The sequence below is a fragment of the Paracoccus contaminans genome (assembly GCF_002105555.1).
Lineage (GTDB): Bacteria > Pseudomonadota > Alphaproteobacteria > Rhodobacterales > Rhodobacteraceae > Paracoccus > Paracoccus contaminans.
In genome coordinates, this window is the sequence record NZ_CP020612.1 from 2,395,425 (window position 1) to 2,410,473 (window position 15,049).

Annotated in this window: 20 protein-coding genes and 1 riboswitch; of the genes, 5 read left to right on the top strand and 15 right to left on the bottom strand. The window is 71.2% G+C overall.

Annotated elements, in window-relative coordinates; genetic code table 11:
- Nucleotides 1–5: 5 nt before the first annotated feature.
- Together B0A89_RS11405 and B0A89_RS11410 are read left to right on the top strand one after the other, a co-directional pair.
- Complete coding sequence (locus tag B0A89_RS11405; protein ID WP_085378255.1) at nucleotides 6–206, top strand: CsbD family protein; 201 nt, start codon at nucleotides 6–8, stop codon at nucleotides 204–206.
- Nucleotides 207–278: 72 nt separating this feature from the next.
- Nucleotides 279–941: a DUF1045 domain-containing protein gene (locus B0A89_RS11410; RefSeq protein ID WP_085378256.1), complete on the top strand. Its 663-nt coding sequence runs from the start codon at nucleotides 279–281 to the stop codon at nucleotides 939–941.
- Here the strand turns inward: B0A89_RS11410 and B0A89_RS11415 are convergent.
- Nucleotides 938–1,123 carry a hypothetical protein gene (locus B0A89_RS11415; RefSeq protein WP_085378907.1) on the bottom strand — a complete coding sequence of 62 codons (186 nt, stop codon included), beginning with the start codon at nucleotides 1,121–1,123 and terminating at the stop codon, nucleotides 938–940. The genes B0A89_RS11410 and B0A89_RS11415 overlap by 4 nt on opposite strands.
- A gap of 57 nt (nucleotides 1,124–1,180) precedes the next feature.
- Here B0A89_RS11415 and B0A89_RS11420 point away from each other — a divergent pair, with 57 nt between their 5' ends.
- On the top strand, nucleotides 1,181–1,660 hold the full coding sequence (locus B0A89_RS11420) for a type II toxin-antitoxin system RatA family toxin (protein ID WP_085378257.1): 480 nt from the start codon (nucleotides 1,181–1,183) through the stop codon (nucleotides 1,658–1,660).
- Here the strand turns inward: B0A89_RS11420 and B0A89_RS11425 are convergent.
- Entirely contained in the window at nucleotides 1,621–2,229 is a 609-nt protein-coding gene (locus B0A89_RS11425; protein ID WP_085378258.1) for a gamma-glutamyl kinase, read from the bottom strand. The two genes, B0A89_RS11420 and B0A89_RS11425, sit on opposite strands and share 40 nt — an antisense overlap.
- Before the next feature lie 127 nt (nucleotides 2,230–2,356).
- Here B0A89_RS11425 and B0A89_RS11430 point away from each other — a divergent pair, with 127 nt between their 5' ends.
- Together B0A89_RS11430 and B0A89_RS11435 are read left to right on the top strand one after the other, a co-directional pair.
- The gene (locus tag B0A89_RS11430; RefSeq protein WP_085378259.1) at nucleotides 2,357–2,929 is read left to right on the top strand and encodes a DUF4202 domain-containing protein; all 573 of its coding nucleotides are present in this window, start codon (nucleotides 2,357–2,359) and stop codon (nucleotides 2,927–2,929) included.
- Nucleotides 2,926–3,642, top strand: coding sequence for a hypothetical protein (locus tag B0A89_RS11435; RefSeq protein ID WP_085378260.1), 717 nt, complete (start codon nucleotides 2,926–2,928; stop codon nucleotides 3,640–3,642). The genes B0A89_RS11430 and B0A89_RS11435 overlap by 4 nt, the downstream gene beginning before the upstream one ends.
- On the opposite strand, the gene B0A89_RS11440 is transcribed toward B0A89_RS11435, so the two are convergent.
- The 13 genes from B0A89_RS11440 to xdhC all read right to left on the bottom strand — a co-directional run bounded on the left by B0A89_RS11440 (nucleotide 3,639) and on the right by xdhC (nucleotide 15,024).
- Nucleotides 3,639–4,367, bottom strand: coding sequence for an ABC transporter permease (locus tag B0A89_RS11440; protein WP_085378908.1), 729 nt, complete (start codon nucleotides 4,365–4,367; stop codon nucleotides 3,639–3,641). The genes B0A89_RS11435 and B0A89_RS11440 overlap by 4 nt on opposite strands.
- Nucleotides 4,367–5,083, bottom strand: a complete 717-nt coding sequence (locus tag B0A89_RS11445; protein ID WP_085378261.1) for an ABC transporter ATP-binding protein — start codon at nucleotides 5,081–5,083, stop codon at nucleotides 4,367–4,369. Before B0A89_RS11445 ends, B0A89_RS11440 begins: the two co-directional genes overlap by 1 nt.
- A complete protein-coding gene (gene tenA / locus B0A89_RS11450) occupies nucleotides 5,080–5,760 on the bottom strand; it encodes a thiaminase II (protein WP_085378262.1) in 681 nt (226 codons plus the stop codon). The genes B0A89_RS11445 and tenA overlap by 4 nt, the downstream gene beginning before the upstream one ends.
- Nucleotides 5,757–6,710, bottom strand: coding sequence for an ABC transporter substrate-binding protein (locus B0A89_RS11455; protein ID WP_085378263.1), 954 nt, complete (start codon nucleotides 6,708–6,710; stop codon nucleotides 5,757–5,759). Before B0A89_RS11455 ends, tenA begins: the two co-directional genes overlap by 4 nt.
- Nucleotides 6,707–7,666 (bottom strand): HesA/MoeB/ThiF family protein, encoded by a 960-nt coding sequence (locus tag B0A89_RS11460; RefSeq protein ID WP_085378264.1) that lies wholly within the window; start codon nucleotides 7,664–7,666, stop codon nucleotides 6,707–6,709. Before B0A89_RS11460 ends, B0A89_RS11455 begins: the two co-directional genes overlap by 4 nt.
- Before the next feature lie 27 nt (nucleotides 7,667–7,693).
- On the bottom strand, nucleotides 7,694–8,329 hold the full coding sequence (locus B0A89_RS11465) for a thiamine phosphate synthase (RefSeq protein WP_085378265.1): 636 nt from the start codon (nucleotides 8,327–8,329) through the stop codon (nucleotides 7,694–7,696).
- An 82-nt stretch (nucleotides 8,330–8,411) separates the two neighbouring features.
- Nucleotides 8,412–9,176, bottom strand: a complete 765-nt coding sequence (locus B0A89_RS11470) for a thiazole synthase (protein ID WP_085378266.1) — start codon at nucleotides 9,174–9,176, stop codon at nucleotides 8,412–8,414.
- 1 nt (nucleotide 9,177) lies between these two features.
- Nucleotides 9,178–9,375 (bottom strand): sulfur carrier protein ThiS, encoded by a 198-nt coding sequence (gene thiS, locus B0A89_RS11475; RefSeq protein WP_085378267.1) that lies wholly within the window; start codon nucleotides 9,373–9,375, stop codon nucleotides 9,178–9,180.
- Complete coding sequence (locus B0A89_RS11480) at nucleotides 9,353–10,339, bottom strand: FAD-dependent oxidoreductase (protein ID WP_085378909.1); 987 nt, start codon at nucleotides 10,337–10,339, stop codon at nucleotides 9,353–9,355. Before B0A89_RS11480 ends, thiS begins: the two co-directional genes overlap by 23 nt.
- Entirely contained in the window at nucleotides 10,336–11,130 is a 795-nt protein-coding gene (thiD, locus tag B0A89_RS11485) for a bifunctional hydroxymethylpyrimidine kinase/phosphomethylpyrimidine kinase (protein WP_085378268.1), read from the bottom strand. Before thiD ends, B0A89_RS11480 begins: the two co-directional genes overlap by 4 nt.
- A gap of 54 nt (nucleotides 11,131–11,184) precedes the next feature.
- Nucleotides 11,185–11,289, bottom strand: a riboswitch (TPP riboswitch).
- An 81-nt stretch (nucleotides 11,290–11,370) separates the two neighbouring features.
- On the bottom strand, nucleotides 11,371–12,843 hold the full coding sequence (locus B0A89_RS11490) for a Glu/Leu/Phe/Val family dehydrogenase (protein ID WP_420814389.1): 1,473 nt from the start codon (nucleotides 12,841–12,843) through the stop codon (nucleotides 11,371–11,373).
- Nucleotides 12,844–12,979: 136 nt separating this feature from the next.
- Nucleotides 12,980–14,284, bottom strand: a complete 1,305-nt coding sequence (gene guaD, locus B0A89_RS11495) for a guanine deaminase (protein WP_085378269.1) — start codon at nucleotides 14,282–14,284, stop codon at nucleotides 12,980–12,982.
- Complete coding sequence (gene xdhC, locus B0A89_RS11500) at nucleotides 14,281–15,024, bottom strand: xanthine dehydrogenase accessory protein XdhC (RefSeq protein ID WP_240558537.1); 744 nt, start codon at nucleotides 15,022–15,024, stop codon at nucleotides 14,281–14,283. The genes guaD and xdhC overlap by 4 nt, the downstream gene beginning before the upstream one ends.
- Between the last annotated feature and the right edge of the window lie 25 nt (nucleotides 15,025–15,049).

Here is a 15,049-nt window from a genome sequence, read left to right on the forward strand (position 1 = left end):
GCGTCATGAACTGGGATGTCATCCACGGCAAATGGGACCAGATCAAGGGCTCGGTCAAGGAACAGTGGGGCGATCTGACCGACGACGAACTGACCCAGGTCGCCGGCAGCCGCGACAAGATGGCCGGCAAGCTGCAGGAAAAATACGGTTGGACCAAAACCGAAGTCGACGAAAAGATGAACGATTTCTTCCGCCGTCACCTGTGATATCAGGCCGGAACGGATTGGATGGGGGCGCCGCTGGTGCCCCCTTCTGCTTGTGGATCAAAGGTCAGCCCCATGCCCGCCTTTCGCCGATTTGCCGTCTATGACCTCGGCCCTGACCCGCTGGCGCAGGTCGGGGCCGGATGGCTGGGATGGGATACGCGCAGCGGGCAGGCCGTTCCGGCCGGGGGCGGGGGCTGGACTGGCACGCCCCGCCGCTATGGCTTTCACGCCACGATCAAGGCGCCCTTCCGCCTGGCCGAAGGGGCCCTGGCCGAGACGCTGTCGCAATCCTTCGCTGATCTGTGCGCCCGGCTTGCGCCGCTCGCCCTGCCGCGGCTGCGCCTGACCGATGCCGGCGGCTTTCTGGCGCTGATGCCCCAGCCCCAGCCGCAGGCGCTGACCGATCTTGCGGCCGACGTGGTTGCGGCGCTCGACCCCTTTCGCGCGCCGCTGAGCGAGGCCGAGATCGCCCGCCGCCGGCCCGAGCGGCTGACGGGCAGCCAGCGGCAGAACCTGCACCGCTGGGGCTATCCCCATGTCATGGATGATTTCCGCTATCACATGACCCTGACGGGCGATCTGGATGCCGAGGGGCGCGCCGCTGCGCAGGAAAGGCTCGCGCCGCTGCTCGACCCCCTCTTGGCCGATCCCCATCCGGTAGCCGCGCTGGCCCTGATGGGCGAGGATGCGGAAGGGCGCTTTCACCTGATCCGGCGCTGCGCCCTGGGCGGTTAGGGGCGCATCATGCGCATGCCGCGTCCGTTCACATGCGCCCAGTCGGGCCACCAGCCCATCCATTCGATGGTGCCGAGCGCGATGACCGCCCCGACCACCGCGACCGACAGCCAGACCCGCCCTGCCGAAGGCGGGTTGCGCACCCAGTGCGCGGCGCGGACAAGCCACATCATATTGTTCATCCCCTGCATCCTCTGCTAGACCTGCGGCGCCTTTCAGGTGCCACCAAAGGACCGCTCGTGCCGAACCACGCCGAAACCCGCGTCCTGCCCTATGGCGCGCAGCAGATGTATGATCTTGTCGCCGACGTGGAAAGCTATCCGCAGTTCCTGCCATGGAACAGCGCGGCGCGCATCCGCTCGCGCCGGCCCGGCCCGGACGGGTCCGAGGTGATCGAGGCGGATCTGGTCATCAGCTTCAAGGTGTTCCGCGAACGCTTCGGCAGCCGGGTGACGCTGTATCCGGCGCAGCGGCGCATCGACACCGAATATCTGGACGGTCCCTTCAGCCATCTTCATTCCGGCTGGGCCTTCGCCGACCGGCCCGAGGGCGGGTGCGAGGTGCGCTTCTTCGTGGATTTCGAGTTTCGCAACGCCATCCTGCGGCGTGTCATCGGCGTCGTCTTTGCCGAGGCGATGAGCCGGATCGTCCGCGCCTTCGAGGATCGCGCCCGCGCGCTTTACGGCGCCTCGGTCAACGCGCCGTCCCACAGGGCATAATCCTCGGCCAGTGCGGCGCGCAGGGCGGCCGCGGTGTCGCTGCCCAGCGTCAGATCGCCGGGGGGCGAGACATTCGCCCGCCCCAGGCTCAGCGGAACGCCGAGGGCGCTTTCCAGAAAGCCGACCAGCGCGCCCATCGCCTCATAGCGGAACAGAAGGTCAGGCCCGCTCCGCCCCGAGCCGGGGCGCAGGAACGCCGATTGCCGGCCCAGCGCGGCATGGCGGGGCCGCGGGCCGGTTGACAGGTAATCGGTCACGAACCGCTCGAACCCGATCCCGGCGGTGCTGTTGGGCTGCCCGTCAAGCTGCGGCCGCGCGCGATAGCGATACCAGCTGCCCAGCCAGGACAGCGGCTCGCGCACCACCCCGACCGTGCGGAAGGGCGGGCCGGGGATCGCCTGCAGCAGCGGCTCGATCGCGGCCTGATACTGGCGCAGCGTCAGGTGCTTGATCTCGGGCCGGGCCCGCAGGACCAGCTGCGCATGGGGTGCCAGCGCCTCCTCCAGCGCGGTGGTGCCGGTCTTGGGCACTGACAGCAGCACGATGCGGGGGGCGACAAAGCCCAGCATGACGGTCCTTTCTGCGGATGGGGCGAGCCACCGTATCGGCCAAGCGCGGCCGCCTTGGCAAGCGCGGCGGTTTACCCCGCGTCCCCGCCGTGGCAGCTAGGATCGTCGATCCCAGCCGAGAGATGCCATGTCCGCCCGCCAGACCGTTTTTGCCGCCATCGACGCCGCCAACGCCGCCGACCCCCGGCGCGAGGCAGACGGCCAGCCGGTCGAGCTGCTTTACGGCCAGCGCATGACGGCCGAACAGCAGCGGCTTTACCCCGATGCCTCGGATGCGCTGGCGATCGCCTGCCGCGGCCAGCACATCGAACGCTGGCTGCTGCCGCGTCAGGATTATCCCGAGGGGCGCGAAGGCTATCTGACCTGGCGGCGCGAGCAGGGCCGCCGCCATGCCGAGCGGGTGATGGCCGTGATGCGCGAGGCCGGCTATTCCGCCGACCAGGCGGATCACGCCGGCCGGATGCTGCGCAAGGAAGGGATCAAGCGCGATCCCGATGTGCAGGCGCTCGAGGATGTGGCCTGCTTCACCTTCATCCGCCATTACCTCGGCGATTTTGCCGCCACGCAGGAACCCGATGCGCTGCTGCGCATCGTGCAGAAGACGGCGCGCAAGATGTCGCCCGCCGCGCGGGCCCGCGTCCTGGACGAATTCGCCATGCCCGAACCCTTCGCCGCCGCCTTCCGCGAGGCGGACGCATGAGCGCGCCGCGCTGCGGCGGCTGCGCCTGCGGCCCCTTGCCGGTCATCGGCGCCCGCTTTGCCGTCATCGCCCATGGCCAGCCGGGCGATCCCGGCGCGCTGCAACCGGCGCTGGAATCGCTGGCTGCGCGGGTGTCGGCCGAACTGGGCGCGCCGGTGGCCGGGGCGACGCTGGCCTGCCCGCGCAGCCTGTCGGCGCTGCGGGGGGTGCAGGCGGTCTATCCGCTGTTCATGGCGGGCGGCTGGTTCGTCAGTTCCGAAATGCCCCGCCGCCTGCGCGCCGCGGGGGTCGAGGGCTATGGGGTGCTGCCCCCCCTCGGCGCGGATGCGGCGCTGCCCGCGCTGGGGGCGCGGCTGGCGCAGGAAGCGGCCTGTGCCGCCGGCATCGACCCGGCGGGCGCGACGCTGGTCGTGGTCGGGCATGGCTCGTCCAGGTCCGGCGCCTCGGCCGATGCGACGCGCGCCTTTGCCGCGGCGATCCCGCACGGCTTTGCGCGCGTCCTGACCGGCTTTCTGGAAGAGGCGCCCTTCCTGCACGATCTGGCGCCGGACGGCCCGGCGGTCTGCCTGCCCTTCTTCGCCACCAACGGCAGCCACATGACCTGCGACATCCCCGAGGGCTGGCAGCGGATCGGCGCGCCGGGGCCGATCGCCCCGGCGATCGGGACCACCGATCCCATCCCGGCGCTGATCGCGGCGGCCCTGCGCGCCTAAAAGCCCCGCCGCGCCAGCATCCGCGCCAGCGCCCGGTCGATCGCCGCATAAAGCGCCAGCGACAGCGCGACCACGACGATCAGCGCGGCGAACATCAGGTCGGTCTTCATCCGGCCATTCGCCTGGATCATCAGCGCGCCCAGCCCGCGCGCGCCCCCGACCCATTCCCCGATCACCGCCCCGACCGGCGCATAGATCGCCCCCAGCCGCAGCCCCGATGCCAGCCGCGGCAGCGCCGCGGGCAGGCGCAGATGGAGCAGCATCGCCCAGCGGCCCGCGGCCATTACCCGCGCCACGTCCATCTGCGCCTGCGGCGGCGACATCAGCCCGTCGTAAAGGGCCTGCGCTACGGGGACAAAGACGATCAGCACCACCATCGCCACCTTGGGCGCAAGGCCGAAACCCAGCCACAGCGTCAGGATGGGCGCCAGCGCAAAGACCGGGATCACCTGGCTGACGATCAGCAGCGGCGACAGCGCACGCCCGACCCCCCGCCAGGCCCCCATCGCCAGCGCCACCCCGACCCCGAGTGCCGCGCCCAGCGCGAGGCCGGCCAGCGTCTCGCCGGCCGTCAGGGCGGCGGCGGCGGCGATTTCCGCCCAGCTTGCCCACAGCGCCCCGGCCACGCGCAGCGGGCCGGGCAGCAGATAGGGCGGCAGCCCCGTCAGCCACACCGCCCCCTGCCACAAGGCCAGCGCGGCAATGATCCCCAGCACCGCCCGCATCATCCGATCAGCCGGCGCATCAGGGCGGCCTGGGCATCCAGAACCTCGGGGGCGTCATGGGGGCGCGGGACGGGACCGGGCGGCGGCGGATGGTCAGACAGCCCGGCCGGGGTCAGCACCACGATGCGCTGTCCCAGGCGCGCCGCCTCGGCCGGATCATGGGTGACGACCAGCACCGTCCGGCCCGCCAGCAGCCGCACGGCCATGTCGCCGATATCCAGCCGCAGCCGCGCATCGAGGGCCGAGAACGGCTCGTCCAGCAGGACCAGCGGCCGGTCCTCGGCCAGGGTGCGGGCCAGGGCCACCCGCTGGCGCTGGCCCCCCGACAGCTGCGCGGGCAGGCGCCGCTCGAGCCCGGTCAGCCCGACCGCGCCGATCAGCGCCGCGATGCGCGCAGGCTCTGCCGCCTCGCCCCGCAGCCGCGCGCCAAGGCCCACATTGGCGGCCACGTCCAGCCAGGGGAACAGCCCGGCATCCTGGCCCATCAGGGCCGCGGGTGCGCTCAACACCTCGCCGTCAAAGGCAACGCCGGTCGGCAATCCCGCCAGCAGCCGCAGCAGTGTCGATTTCCCCGCCCCCGAGGCGCCCAGCAGGCAGCTCACGCGCCCCTTTTCAAGCATCAGCGACAGGGGGGCGAATAGGCCCGGCACGGTGCCGCGCACGCCGATCTTCGGTCCTGAAATATCCCCGCCGGAGGCATGGGCCGAGCCGTTCATGCCCGCCCCAGCCCCCAGAACGCGGCCTCGAGGCGGGTGGCGGTTTCAAAGCGGGCGGCCAGCGCATCCCAGCGCGGCAGCTTGCGCGCCCCCTCGCCCAGCCGGTCGGCAACGGCCTCGTCGATCAGCGTGCCGACCGCGCGGCAGGTCTGCTGATAGTCTGCCGACGCATAGGCCTCGATCCAGTCCCGATAGGGCGTGCCCGGCGCCGCCGCGCCGGCCAGCCGCAGCCCGATCTCGCCATAGCCCAGCACGCAGGGGGCCAGCGCCGCCAGCAGGTCGAGAAAATCGCCCGAATACCCCGCCTCGAGGACATAGCGCGTATAGGCGAGGTTCTCGGGGGCCTCCTCGGCCGCAGTCAGTTCGGATTGGGCGATGCCCGCCTCGGCGCAGATGCGCACATGCAGGGCCATTTCCCCCTCCACCAGCGCATGCACCGTCCCGGCGCAGGCCCGCATCTCGTCCAGGGTGCCGGCCTTGACCACTGCCAGCGCCCAGGCGCGGCTGAAATGGATCAGGAACAGGTAATCCTGCACCAGATAGCGCAGGAAGGCCGGGCGGGGCAGGGTGCCGTCGGCCATCCCCTCGACGAAGGCATGGCGGGTATAGGCCCGCCACGGGCCGGGGCAGGCCGCGCGCCAGGCGGCAAAGCTGCGGCCGTAATCGGGGCCGCTCATGGCGCCGCGCCAGGGTCGATGGCCAGCCGGTCGACGGCCAGCGCCTCGGGCACCAGCCCGGCATCGACCAGAAACGCCTCGAAGCGGGCATAGCGGCCACTGTCCAGCGCCGCGGGCGAGATCGCGAAACGCCCGAAGGTGTCCTTCCATGCGGCGGTGTTCAGCTCGTCCCCCAGATCGGGCGCGTGGGCGGCGAACAGGCTGCGCGCCTCCTCGGGATGGTTCAGCATGAACTGCGTCCCCCGCTCGAGCGCCGCCATGAAACGGTTGATCCTGTCCCGTTCCGGGCCCTCGGCCTTCAGCCTGTCGCGGTTGGCGATCAGGATCAGTTCGTCATAGGCGGGCAGGCCCTCTTCCTCGACATAAAAGCAGCGCCCCTCGGACCCGGCCATGCGCATCTGCGTCAGTTCAAAGTTGCGATAGCCGCCGATGGTGGCGTCCACCTGCCCGCTCAGCAGCGCCGGGGTCAGCGACCAGTTGACATGGACCATCTGCACGTCATCCAGCGTCAGGCCGGCCCTGTCCAGCAGCGCCGCGACGATGGCCTGTTCGACACCTGCGACGGAAAAGCCGATCTTGCGCCCCTTGAGGTCGGCGATGGATTTCACCGGCCCGTCCGCCCTGACCATCAGGCAGTTCAGCGGCGTACCCACCAGCGTGCCCACGCGCACCAGCGGCAGGCCCTCATGCACCTGCAGATGCAGCTGCGGCTGATAGCTCACCGCCAGGTCGGCCTTGCCGGCCGCCACCAGCCGGGGCGGGTCGGCTGGATCGGCAGGCGCGACGATTTCGACATCAAGGCCGGCATCGCGGAAGAACCCCTTGTCCTGCGCGATGACGATGGGGGCATGATCGGGGTTCACGAACCAGTCGAGCATCAGCGTCAGCTTGTCGGCAGCTGCCGCCGGCGAGGCGAGCGCGATCAGCGCCGCGGTCAAAAGATGTTTCATGGCGTCTCTCCGGTGGCGATCAGGACGATGTCGTTGGGATGGCGCGCGGCAATGGCGCGCGCGGCCCGCCAGGCGCGCAGGCCCGACCGGCAGGCCAGCACGACGCGCCGTCCGGGCGGCGGGTCGGGCGGGGCATCGGCGCTGGCGCGCAGGGCCGCGGGATGGACGGGGGCCGGCGCCTCGTCGGTGCCGCGCAGGTCCAGCGTCCAGTCATCCGCGCCGATGGCGGCGGCGTCGATGAAGGTAAAGCCGCCCCCGGCTTCGGCTGCGCCGTCAAAGCGGAACCCGCCCCAGCGCAGCCCCGGCCCCAGCGTGACCAGCTGCCCCAGCGGCGAAGGGGCCAGCCCCAGCAGCACCGCCAGGGCCATCTGCGCCTGCGCCGCGCCCAGCATCCCCACGACCGGCCCCATGACCCCGGCGCTGGCGCAGGTGGCGGCACGGTCGGGCAGATCGGGAAACACCGCCCGCAGGCTGGGCGCGGAGCCGCAGAACCCCCCTGCATAGCCCCCGAGCCCCAGCGCCGAGGCAGAGAGCAGCGCCACCCCCGCATCGCGGCAGGCGTCCGACAGGATATAGCTGACGGCAAAGCTGTCGGCGCAGTCCAGCACCACATCCTTGCCCGCGACAAGGGCCGCGGCATTGCCCGGACGCACCCATTCGGCACGCGCATCGACCTGCACCGCGCTGTCGAGCGCGGCGACGAAGGCGGCAGCGGACTGCGCCTTGCCCCATCCGACCCGGCCGGCATGGATGGGCTGGCGGTGCAGGTTCCCCGGCTCGACCCGGTCGGGATCGACGATGGTCAGCGACCCGATGCCCGCACCGGCCAGATACATGATCGCCGGCGATCCCAGACCGCCCGCACCGACGATCAGGACATGGGCGCGGGCAAGGCGGGCCTGCCCCTGCGGCCCCACTTCGGGCAGCGCGATCTGGCGGGTATGGCGTTCAGTCATCGAGCCGGTCCCTGCATTCTTCTGCACTCAAATATCCCGGGGTCCGGGGCAGCGCCCCGGTCCGGCCTCGCCCACGGCAGCCAGCCAGGCGCGCATCCGGTCCTCGGGATCGGGGTTCAGCGTGATGTCGGTGACGGCGGCAACCAGATCGGCCCCGGCGGCCAGTGCCGCACAGCCCCGCTCGGGCGTCAGCCCCCCGATGGCGCAGAGCGGCACGTCGCCGATGCGGCGTTTCCATTCCGTGACGCGCTCAAGCCCCTGCGGCGCCCAGGGCATCTGTTTCAGGATCGTCGGCCAGACCGGCCCCAGCGCGACATAGTCGGGCCGCACCGACAGCGCCCTTTCCAACTCGGCGTCATCATGCGTGGATACCCCCAGGCGCAGCCCTGCGGCGCGGATGGCGGGCAGGTCGGCGCCGTCCAGATCCTCTTGTCCCAGATGCAGCCAGTCGCAGCCCAGATCGATCGCGAGTTGCCAGTGGTCGTTGACGACAAGGATCGCCCCGGCGGCGCGGGCCATGTCGCGGGCGCGGGTTATTTCGGCGCGCAAGGTCGCCTCGTCGGCGTCCTTGATGCGCAGCTGCACCATCCGCACCCCGGCCGCCAGCGCCCGCGCCACCCAGCCGGCAGAGTCAAAGACAGGATAAAAGCGCGGCAGGCTCATCGGGCGCACCCGGCCGCGCCGCCGCAGCGGGGGTTTTCCACCCCCGCACCCCCGGAGGATATTTGCGTGCAGAAGAATGGGATCATGTCAGGAATGCCTTGCCGATCACGGGGGTCGAGGGTGTCGCCATCTGCCGCGGCTCGATCGGGTCGGCGAGGAATGCGGCGCGGCCCGCCTCGGCGGCCAGCGCCATCGCGCGGGCCATCGCCGCCGGATCGCCCGCACGGGCGACCGCTGTGTTCAGCAGGATCGCGTCAAAGCCCAGCTCCATCGCCGCAGCCGCATGGCTGGGCAGGCCGATGCCTGCATCCACGACCAGCGGCACGTCGGGGAAGGCTGCCCGCAAGGCCCGCAGCCCATGCGGGTTGTTCAGGCCCAGGCCCGAGCCGATGGGCGCGCCCCAGGGCATCAGCACCTCGCAGCCCGCATCCAGCAGGCGGCCGCAGACGGACAGATCCTCGGTGCAGTAGGGAAAGACCCTGAAGCCCTGCGCCGTCAATTCGCGCGCCGCCTCGACCAGCCCGAACAGGTCGGGGGACAAAAGGTCGGTATGGCCGATGACCTCGAGCTTGATCCAGGGCGTGCCCAGCAGCTCGCGCGCCATCTGCGCGGTCGTGATCGCCTCGCGCGCGGTATGGCAGCCTGCGGTGTTGGGCAGCAGGGGGACGCCAAGCCCCTCGATCAGGCGCAGGAAATCCTGCCCGCCCCCCGCCTCGCGGCGCAGGGATACAGTCGCGATCCCCGCGCCCGAGGCGCGGAACGCCTCGGCCAGGATCGCGGGGCTGGGATATTGCGCCGTGCCCAGCATCAGGGGCGAGGCGATCTCGGTTCCGTAAAAGACCGGCATCTCAGCCCCCCTGCATCGGCGCGACGATTTCCAGCGCGTCGCCCGGCGACAGCGCGGTCCCGGCGCGGGCGGCGGCGGGGACGAAGGCGCCGTTCAGCGCGGTGGCGACCCGCGCCTCGGCCAGCCCCTCGGCCGCCAGCGCCTCGGCCACGGTCGCGGCCTCGATCTCGCGCCGCTCACCGTTGATCGTCAGTTTCATGCCAGAACTCCGGTTTTGCGCCTGTTTCGATGTGATCGGCCATCTGCATCGCAACCGCCGGGGCAAGCAGATAGCCATGGCGGTACAGCCCGTTGGCGTAGAGCCGCCCCCCCGCGCGGCCGATGCGGGGCAGGTTGTCGGGAAAGGCGGGCCGGGCGTCGGCGCCCAGCTCGACGATCTCGGCCTCGCCGAATGCGGGATGCAGCGCATAGGCGGCGCTGAGCAGTTCCAGCACCGAACGGGCGGTGACGACGCCGCGCCGGTCTGATTCGATCATCGTCGCGCCCAGCATGTAAAGGCCGCCCCCCCGCGGGACGAGATAGATCGGCACGCGCGGGTGCAGCAGGCGGACGGGCCGCGACAGCGTCACCTCGGGGCAGCGCAGGACCAGCATCTCGCCCCGGACGCCGCGCAGGTCGGGCAGGATGTCGCGCGCGGCAAGGCCGCGGCAGTCGATGACCTGGCCGGGGCCGGCGGGCGGGGCTGCGGCCACGGTGATGCCGCGCCGCGCAAGCCCGCCATGCAGCGCCGCCAGCGCCGCGCGCGGGTCCAGATGCGCCTCGGCCGGAAAGAACAGGGCGCGGTCAAAGCGGCCGGCCATATCAGGCTCCAGCGCCGCCAGCGGGTCCGCGCCGATGACCTCGAACCCTTCGGTGCGGCGGGCAAAGCGGTCCAGCTCGCGCCGGTCGCGGGCCGGGGTCACGACCAGCGTGCCGGCGCGGGTGACGCCGCCTGCATGGCGGTCCCACCAGTCGATCGCGGCGCGGCCGTAGCGCAGGACGGGTTCCTCGGCATTCTCGAATTCGCAGCAGGGGGCCAGCATGCCGCCCGCCCACCAGGAACAGCCATGCCCGCCGGGGACGGGGTGGGGATCGACCAGGTGGACATCGGCACCGCGCGCCGCCAGTTCGGTTGCCAAGGCCAGGCCCAGAACGCCCGCGCCAAGGATGGTCACGCGGCTCATGCCGGCCACCACTGATGAAAATGATGAACCGGCCCGTGGCCGCTGCCGATGCGCAGCCGGTCTGCGGCAAGGATGGCGCCATGCAGCCAGCCATGCGCGCGTTCCACCGCCGCCGGGACCGCCATCCCCTGTGCCAGCCCCGCCGCGATGGCCGAGGACAGGGTGCAGCCGGTGCCATGGGTATTGCGCGTGGCGAGGCGGGGGGCGGCATGGTCGCGGCGTTCCGGGCCGACCAGCCGGTCGGTGCAGATCGCCCCCCCGGCATGGCCGCCCTTCATCAGCACCCATCGCGGGCCGAGCGCAAGCAGCGCCTTTCCCTGCGCCAGCACCTCGGCCTCATCTTCGGCGGGGGCGCGGCCGAGCAGCCTGGCGGCCTCGGGCAGGTTCGGGGTCAGGACGGTGGCCTGCGGCAGAAGGCGGTCCTTCAGGGCGGCGATGGCCTCGTCCTCGATCAACGGGTCGCCGGACTTGGCGATCATCACCGGGTCCAGCACCACGGGCAGCCCGCGCCCGGCCAGCGCGTCGGCGACCGCCCGTGCCGCTTCGGCCGAGCCGAGCATCCCGATCTTGACCGCGCGCACATCGAGATCGTCCAGCACCGCCCTGATCTGGGCATGGATCATCTGCGGGGGAATGGCATGGACCGCCGCGACTGTGCGGGTGTTCTGCGCCGTCACCGCGGTCAGCACGCTGGCGCCATAGACCCCAAGCGCCGAAAAGGTCTTGAGATCGGCCTGGATGCCGGCGCCGCCGCCGCTGTCGGACCCCGCGATGGTCAGGGCTATCGCCATGTCGTCCCCCACAGCCAGTGGGTCAGGCGGATGGGGGCAGGGGGGCCGCGCGTCCGCGCGACATGGCCCGTTCCCTTCGCCGGCATGACCCGGATCAGGTTCGATGGGTGCTGTGCCTGGCACATCTCAGCCCCGCGCGGGGCGCCCCAACGAGCATTACCATGAAAGGTAGCATCCCCCGCAGGGGATGCAAGAGGGGCATGCCCGCCCGGGCAGCGGATCGGCGCCGCTGCGCGGCGCTTAGAGCCCCAGCGCCCGATAGGATGCGGCGATCCGCCCGATCGCCACCATGTAGGCGGCGGTGCGCAGATCGGGCACCCGGCCATCATCCTCCATCACGGCGAACATCTGCTGGAACGCGCCCCGCATGGTGTCATCCAGCCCCGAGCGCACCAGTTCCAGCTCGTCCGCGCCCCGCAGGTATTTCTGCTTGAAGCCTTCCGACAGCGTCCAGCCAAGCCCCTTGTCGGCCGACAGCCGTTCCAGCTCGTCGATGATCAGGCGGTGGCGCGCCTCCTCCTGCCGGCGCTCCATCCGGCCAAAGCTGATATGGCCGAGGTTCTTGACCCATTCGAAATAGCTGACCGTGACGCCCCCGGCATTGGCATAAAGATCGGGGACGATGACCACGCCCCGCTCGCGCAGCATGGCGTCGGCTTCGGCGGTGATCGGGCCGTTGGCGGCCTCGATGACCAGCCGCGCGCGGATGGCGGCGGCATTGCCGGCGTGGATCACGCCTTCCATGGCGGCGGGAATCAGGATGTCGCAGTCCAGCCCCAGCGCCTTGGCGGAATCGGGTTCATAGGTCGCGCCGGGGAAATCCTTGACCCCGCCTGTGGCGCGCAGATGGGTTTGCAGCGCGGCGATGTCCAGGCCGGCCTCGTTCATCACGGCGCCGTCGCGTTCGGCCACCGCAACGATCCGCGCGCCATCCTCGGCCGACAGGAACTGGGCTGCGTGAAAGCCCACATTGCCCAGGCCCTGCACCACGATCCGCTGGCCGTCCAGGCTGCCGGTCAGCCCGGCGCGGCGCAGCACCTCGGGCGTGCGGAACACCTCGCGCAGCGCATACTGAACGCCCCGGCCGGTTGCCTCGACCCGCCCCGCGATCCCGCCGAAGTTCAGCGGCTTGCCGGTGACGCAGGCACGGGCGTTGATGTCCTCGGGGTGCAGGCGCTTGTAGGCGTCGGCCATCCAGGCCATCTCGCGTTCCCCGGTGCCCATGTCGGGCGCGGGGACGTTCTGGGACGGCGAGATCAGGCTGCGCCGCGACAGCTCGTAGGTAAAGCGGCGGGTGATCTGTTCCAGTTCCGCCTCGTCCCAGGCGCGCGGGTCGATGGTCAGCCCGCCCTTGGACCCGCCGAAGGGCAGCTCGACCAGCGCGCATTTGTAGCTCATCAGCGCGGCCAGCGCCTCGACCTCGTCCTGATCGACATTGGGGGCATAGCGGATGCCCCCCTTGACGGGTTCGTGATGTTCCGAATGGACCGAGCGATAGCCGGTGAAGGTATGGATCTGCCCGCGCAGCCGCACGCCGAAGCGCACGACATAGGTCGAGTTGCAGACGCGGATCTTTTCCTCAAGCCCCGGCGCCAGGTCCATCAGCTGCGCGGCCTGGGTGAACATCCGGTCCACCGAATCCCTGAACGATCCCTGCGGGGCGCCCGCCGGCGCATGCGGGGCCGGCCGGGGGGCGGGGGGTGTGGCGGTCATGGCAGAGCGGTCCTTTCGGTGGCGCCGCGCATGATCCGCCGGGGACGGTGCGCGGCCGGAATGACTGCCCGAGCCTAGTCCCTGCACAGCGCCAAGGTCATCGGGCAACTTGCAGCGCCGCCGGGCCCATGGCCCGTCATTCTGCCCGGCGATCCGTCTTTTTGACCGGCCGGCCTGCGACATAGGTCTGCGCCACGGCCCGGTCGTCGCCCAGCGTCTGAAGGAGGAACAGTTCCTCGGCCAGCGTCCCGATCGTTTCGGCCCGCAGCGCCATGGCCGGGGTCGCGCGGGCGTCCAGCACCACCAGATCGGCGTCGGTCCCAGCATCCAGCGTGCCGATCCGGTCTGCCATCCCAAGCGCCAGCGCATTGCCCCGCGTCGCCCAGTGGAACGCCGCCAGCGGGGTCAGGCGCTGGCCGCGCAACTGGCTGATCTTGTAGCCCTCGTCGAGGGTGCGCAGCATCGACCAGGACGTGCCCGCGCCGATGTCGGTCGCAATGCCTGTCACCACCCCGGCGGCGCGCAGCCCGTCCCGGTCGAACAGCCCCGATCCGAGGAACAGGTTCGAGGTGGGGCAGTGGATCGCCCGCGTCCCGGTTTCCGCCATCCGCGCGATCTCGCGCGGCGTCAGGTGAATGGCATGGCCCATCAGGCTGCGCGGACCCAGCAGGCCGTAGCGGTCATAGATGTCCAGATAGTCGCGCGCCTGGGGGTAAAGGCTCAGCGTCAGGTCGATTTCGGCCCGGTTCTCGCTCAGATGGGTCTGGACCGGCAGATGCGGATAGGCCGCCGCCAGCGCCCCCGCCGCCTCAAGCTGCGCCGGGGTCGAGGTGATCGCAAAGCGCGGGGTGATCGCATAGGTCAGCCGCCCGCGCCCCGCCCATCGGTCGATCAGGGCGCGGCTGTCGTCATGGGACGACTGCGCGGTGTCCAGCACGCCCGCCGGGGCATTGCGGTCCATCATCACCTTGCCGCCCAGCATCGCCATGCCGCGCGCCTCGGCGGCCGAAAACAGCGCATCGACCGATGCCGGATGGCTGGAGCCGAAGGCGCAGGCCGTCGTGGTCCCATGCGCCGTCAGCAGGTCGAGGAACGCGCCGGCAAGGCGCGCGGCATGCGCCGGGCCGGCAAAGGCCGCCTCGGCCGGAAAGGTGTAATCGTTCAGCCAGTCCAGCAATTCGGCGGCATAGCTGGCGACGATCTGCGTCTGCGGAAAATGGATATGCGGGTCGATGAAGCCCGGCAGGATCAGATGCGGGCGGTGGTCGATCTGCAAGGCATCGGGATTGGCCCGTGCCAGGGCCGGCACCTCGCCGATGGCGGCGATGCGCCCCTCGCGGATCAGCAGCCCGCCATCCTCAATATAGCGGTGGCTGTCCGCGCTGTCCTCGGGGTCGGCGTGGAACGTCAGCAGGCGGCCGCGGATCAGGGTATCGGTCATGCGCAAACCGTTTGATGGGCAAGAAGGGCGGCCATGATCTCGGCCGCGGCAAAGGCGGCGATGACGGCAGGGCGCTTGTCGCGCGGGGCGCCGGGCGCGATCGGGCAGGCCAGCCGCGCCGGATCGACGCCCATGCGGGCAGCATGGCGGGCAAAGCCGGCGCGCTTGCTGCGGCTGCCGATCATGCCGACATAGGCCGCGTCCGGGCGTGCCAGCGCCTCGGCCGCAATCAGGAAATCCAGCGCGTGGTCATGGGTCATCACCACAAAGGCGGCGCCGGGCCCGGCGCGGCGGATCTCGGCCTCGGGGATGGGGGAGAGAATGGCGGGCAGACCGGCCGCCAGGGCCAGTTCTTCGGCCCGGCTGTCGATCAGCCGCGGCCGCAGCGGCAAGGGCAGCAGCGCATGGGCCAGCGCCCGGCCGACATGGCCGGCGCCGAAGATCAGCACCTCCGGCCCCGGCGGCGCGGGCGTTGCGGGCAGACGGTCGAGGCTCAGCGTGACGCGCCCGCCGCAGCACTGGCCGATCTCGGGGCCAAGGGGGATGTCCATGATCGCCGCCGCCTCGCCGCGAGCCAGCATCCGGCGCGCGCGGTCGATGGCCATGTATTCCAGCGCGCCGCCGCCGATGGTGCCGGTGACCCCAGCCGCACCGACGATCATCTCGGCCCCCCTCTCGCGCGGGGTCGAGCCGCGTGCCTCGGCGACCCGCACCCGCACGAGGATTTCTTCCTGGTCCAAATACCCATCCGGCGGCGCCGCCGGA

Bases quoted from the DNA above. Each gene is read 5' to 3' on its own strand.
- B0A89_RS11430 (WP_085378259.1), top strand. From the start codon at position 2,357: ATGTCCGCCCGCCAGACCGTTTTTGCCGCCATCGACGCCGCCAACGCC.
- B0A89_RS11415 (WP_085378907.1), bottom strand. From the start codon at position 1,123: ATGAACAATATGATGTGGCTTGTCCGCGCCGCGCACTGGGTGCGCAAC.
- thiS (WP_085378267.1), bottom strand. From the start codon at position 9,375: ATGAAACTGACGATCAACGGTGAGCGGCGCGAGATCGAGGCCGCGACC.
- tenA (WP_085378262.1), bottom strand. From the start codon at position 5,760: ATGAGCGGCCCCGATTACGGCCGCAGCTTTGCCGCCTGGCGCGCGGCC.
- B0A89_RS11405 (WP_085378255.1), top strand. From the start codon at position 6: ATGAACTGGGATGTCATCCACGGCAAATGGGACCAGATCAAGGGCTCG.
- B0A89_RS11445 (WP_085378261.1), bottom strand. From the start codon at position 5,083: ATGAACGGCTCGGCCCATGCCTCCGGCGGGGATATTTCAGGACCGAAG.
- B0A89_RS11490 (WP_420814389.1), bottom strand. From the start codon at position 12,843: ATGACCGCCACACCCCCCGCCCCCCGGCCGGCCCCGCATGCGCCGGCG.
- B0A89_RS11455 (WP_085378263.1), bottom strand. From the start codon at position 6,710: ATGAAACATCTTTTGACCGCGGCGCTGATCGCGCTCGCCTCGCCGGCG.
- B0A89_RS11435 (WP_085378260.1), top strand. From the start codon at position 2,926: ATGAGCGCGCCGCGCTGCGGCGGCTGCGCCTGCGGCCCCTTGCCGGTC.
- B0A89_RS11470 (WP_085378266.1), bottom strand. From the start codon at position 9,176: ATGCCGGTCTTTTACGGAACCGAGATCGCCTCGCCCCTGATGCTGGGC.
- B0A89_RS11465 (WP_085378265.1), bottom strand. From the start codon at position 8,329: ATGAGCCTGCCGCGCTTTTATCCTGTCTTTGACTCTGCCGGCTGGGTG.
- B0A89_RS11460 (WP_085378264.1), bottom strand. From the start codon at position 7,666: ATGACTGAACGCCATACCCGCCAGATCGCGCTGCCCGAAGTGGGGCCG.
- guaD (WP_085378269.1), bottom strand. From the start codon at position 14,284: ATGACCGATACCCTGATCCGCGGCCGCCTGCTGACGTTCCACGCCGAC.
- B0A89_RS11425 (WP_085378258.1), bottom strand. From the start codon at position 2,229: ATGCTGGGCTTTGTCGCCCCCCGCATCGTGCTGCTGTCAGTGCCCAAG.
- thiD (WP_085378268.1), bottom strand. From the start codon at position 11,130: ATGGCGATAGCCCTGACCATCGCGGGGTCCGACAGCGGCGGCGGCGCC.
- B0A89_RS11440 (WP_085378908.1), bottom strand. From the start codon at position 4,367: ATGCGGGCGGTGCTGGGGATCATTGCCGCGCTGGCCTTGTGGCAGGGG.
- B0A89_RS11480 (WP_085378909.1), bottom strand. From the start codon at position 10,339: ATGAGCCGCGTGACCATCCTTGGCGCGGGCGTTCTGGGCCTGGCCTTG.
- B0A89_RS11410 (WP_085378256.1), top strand. From the start codon at position 279: ATGCCCGCCTTTCGCCGATTTGCCGTCTATGACCTCGGCCCTGACCCG.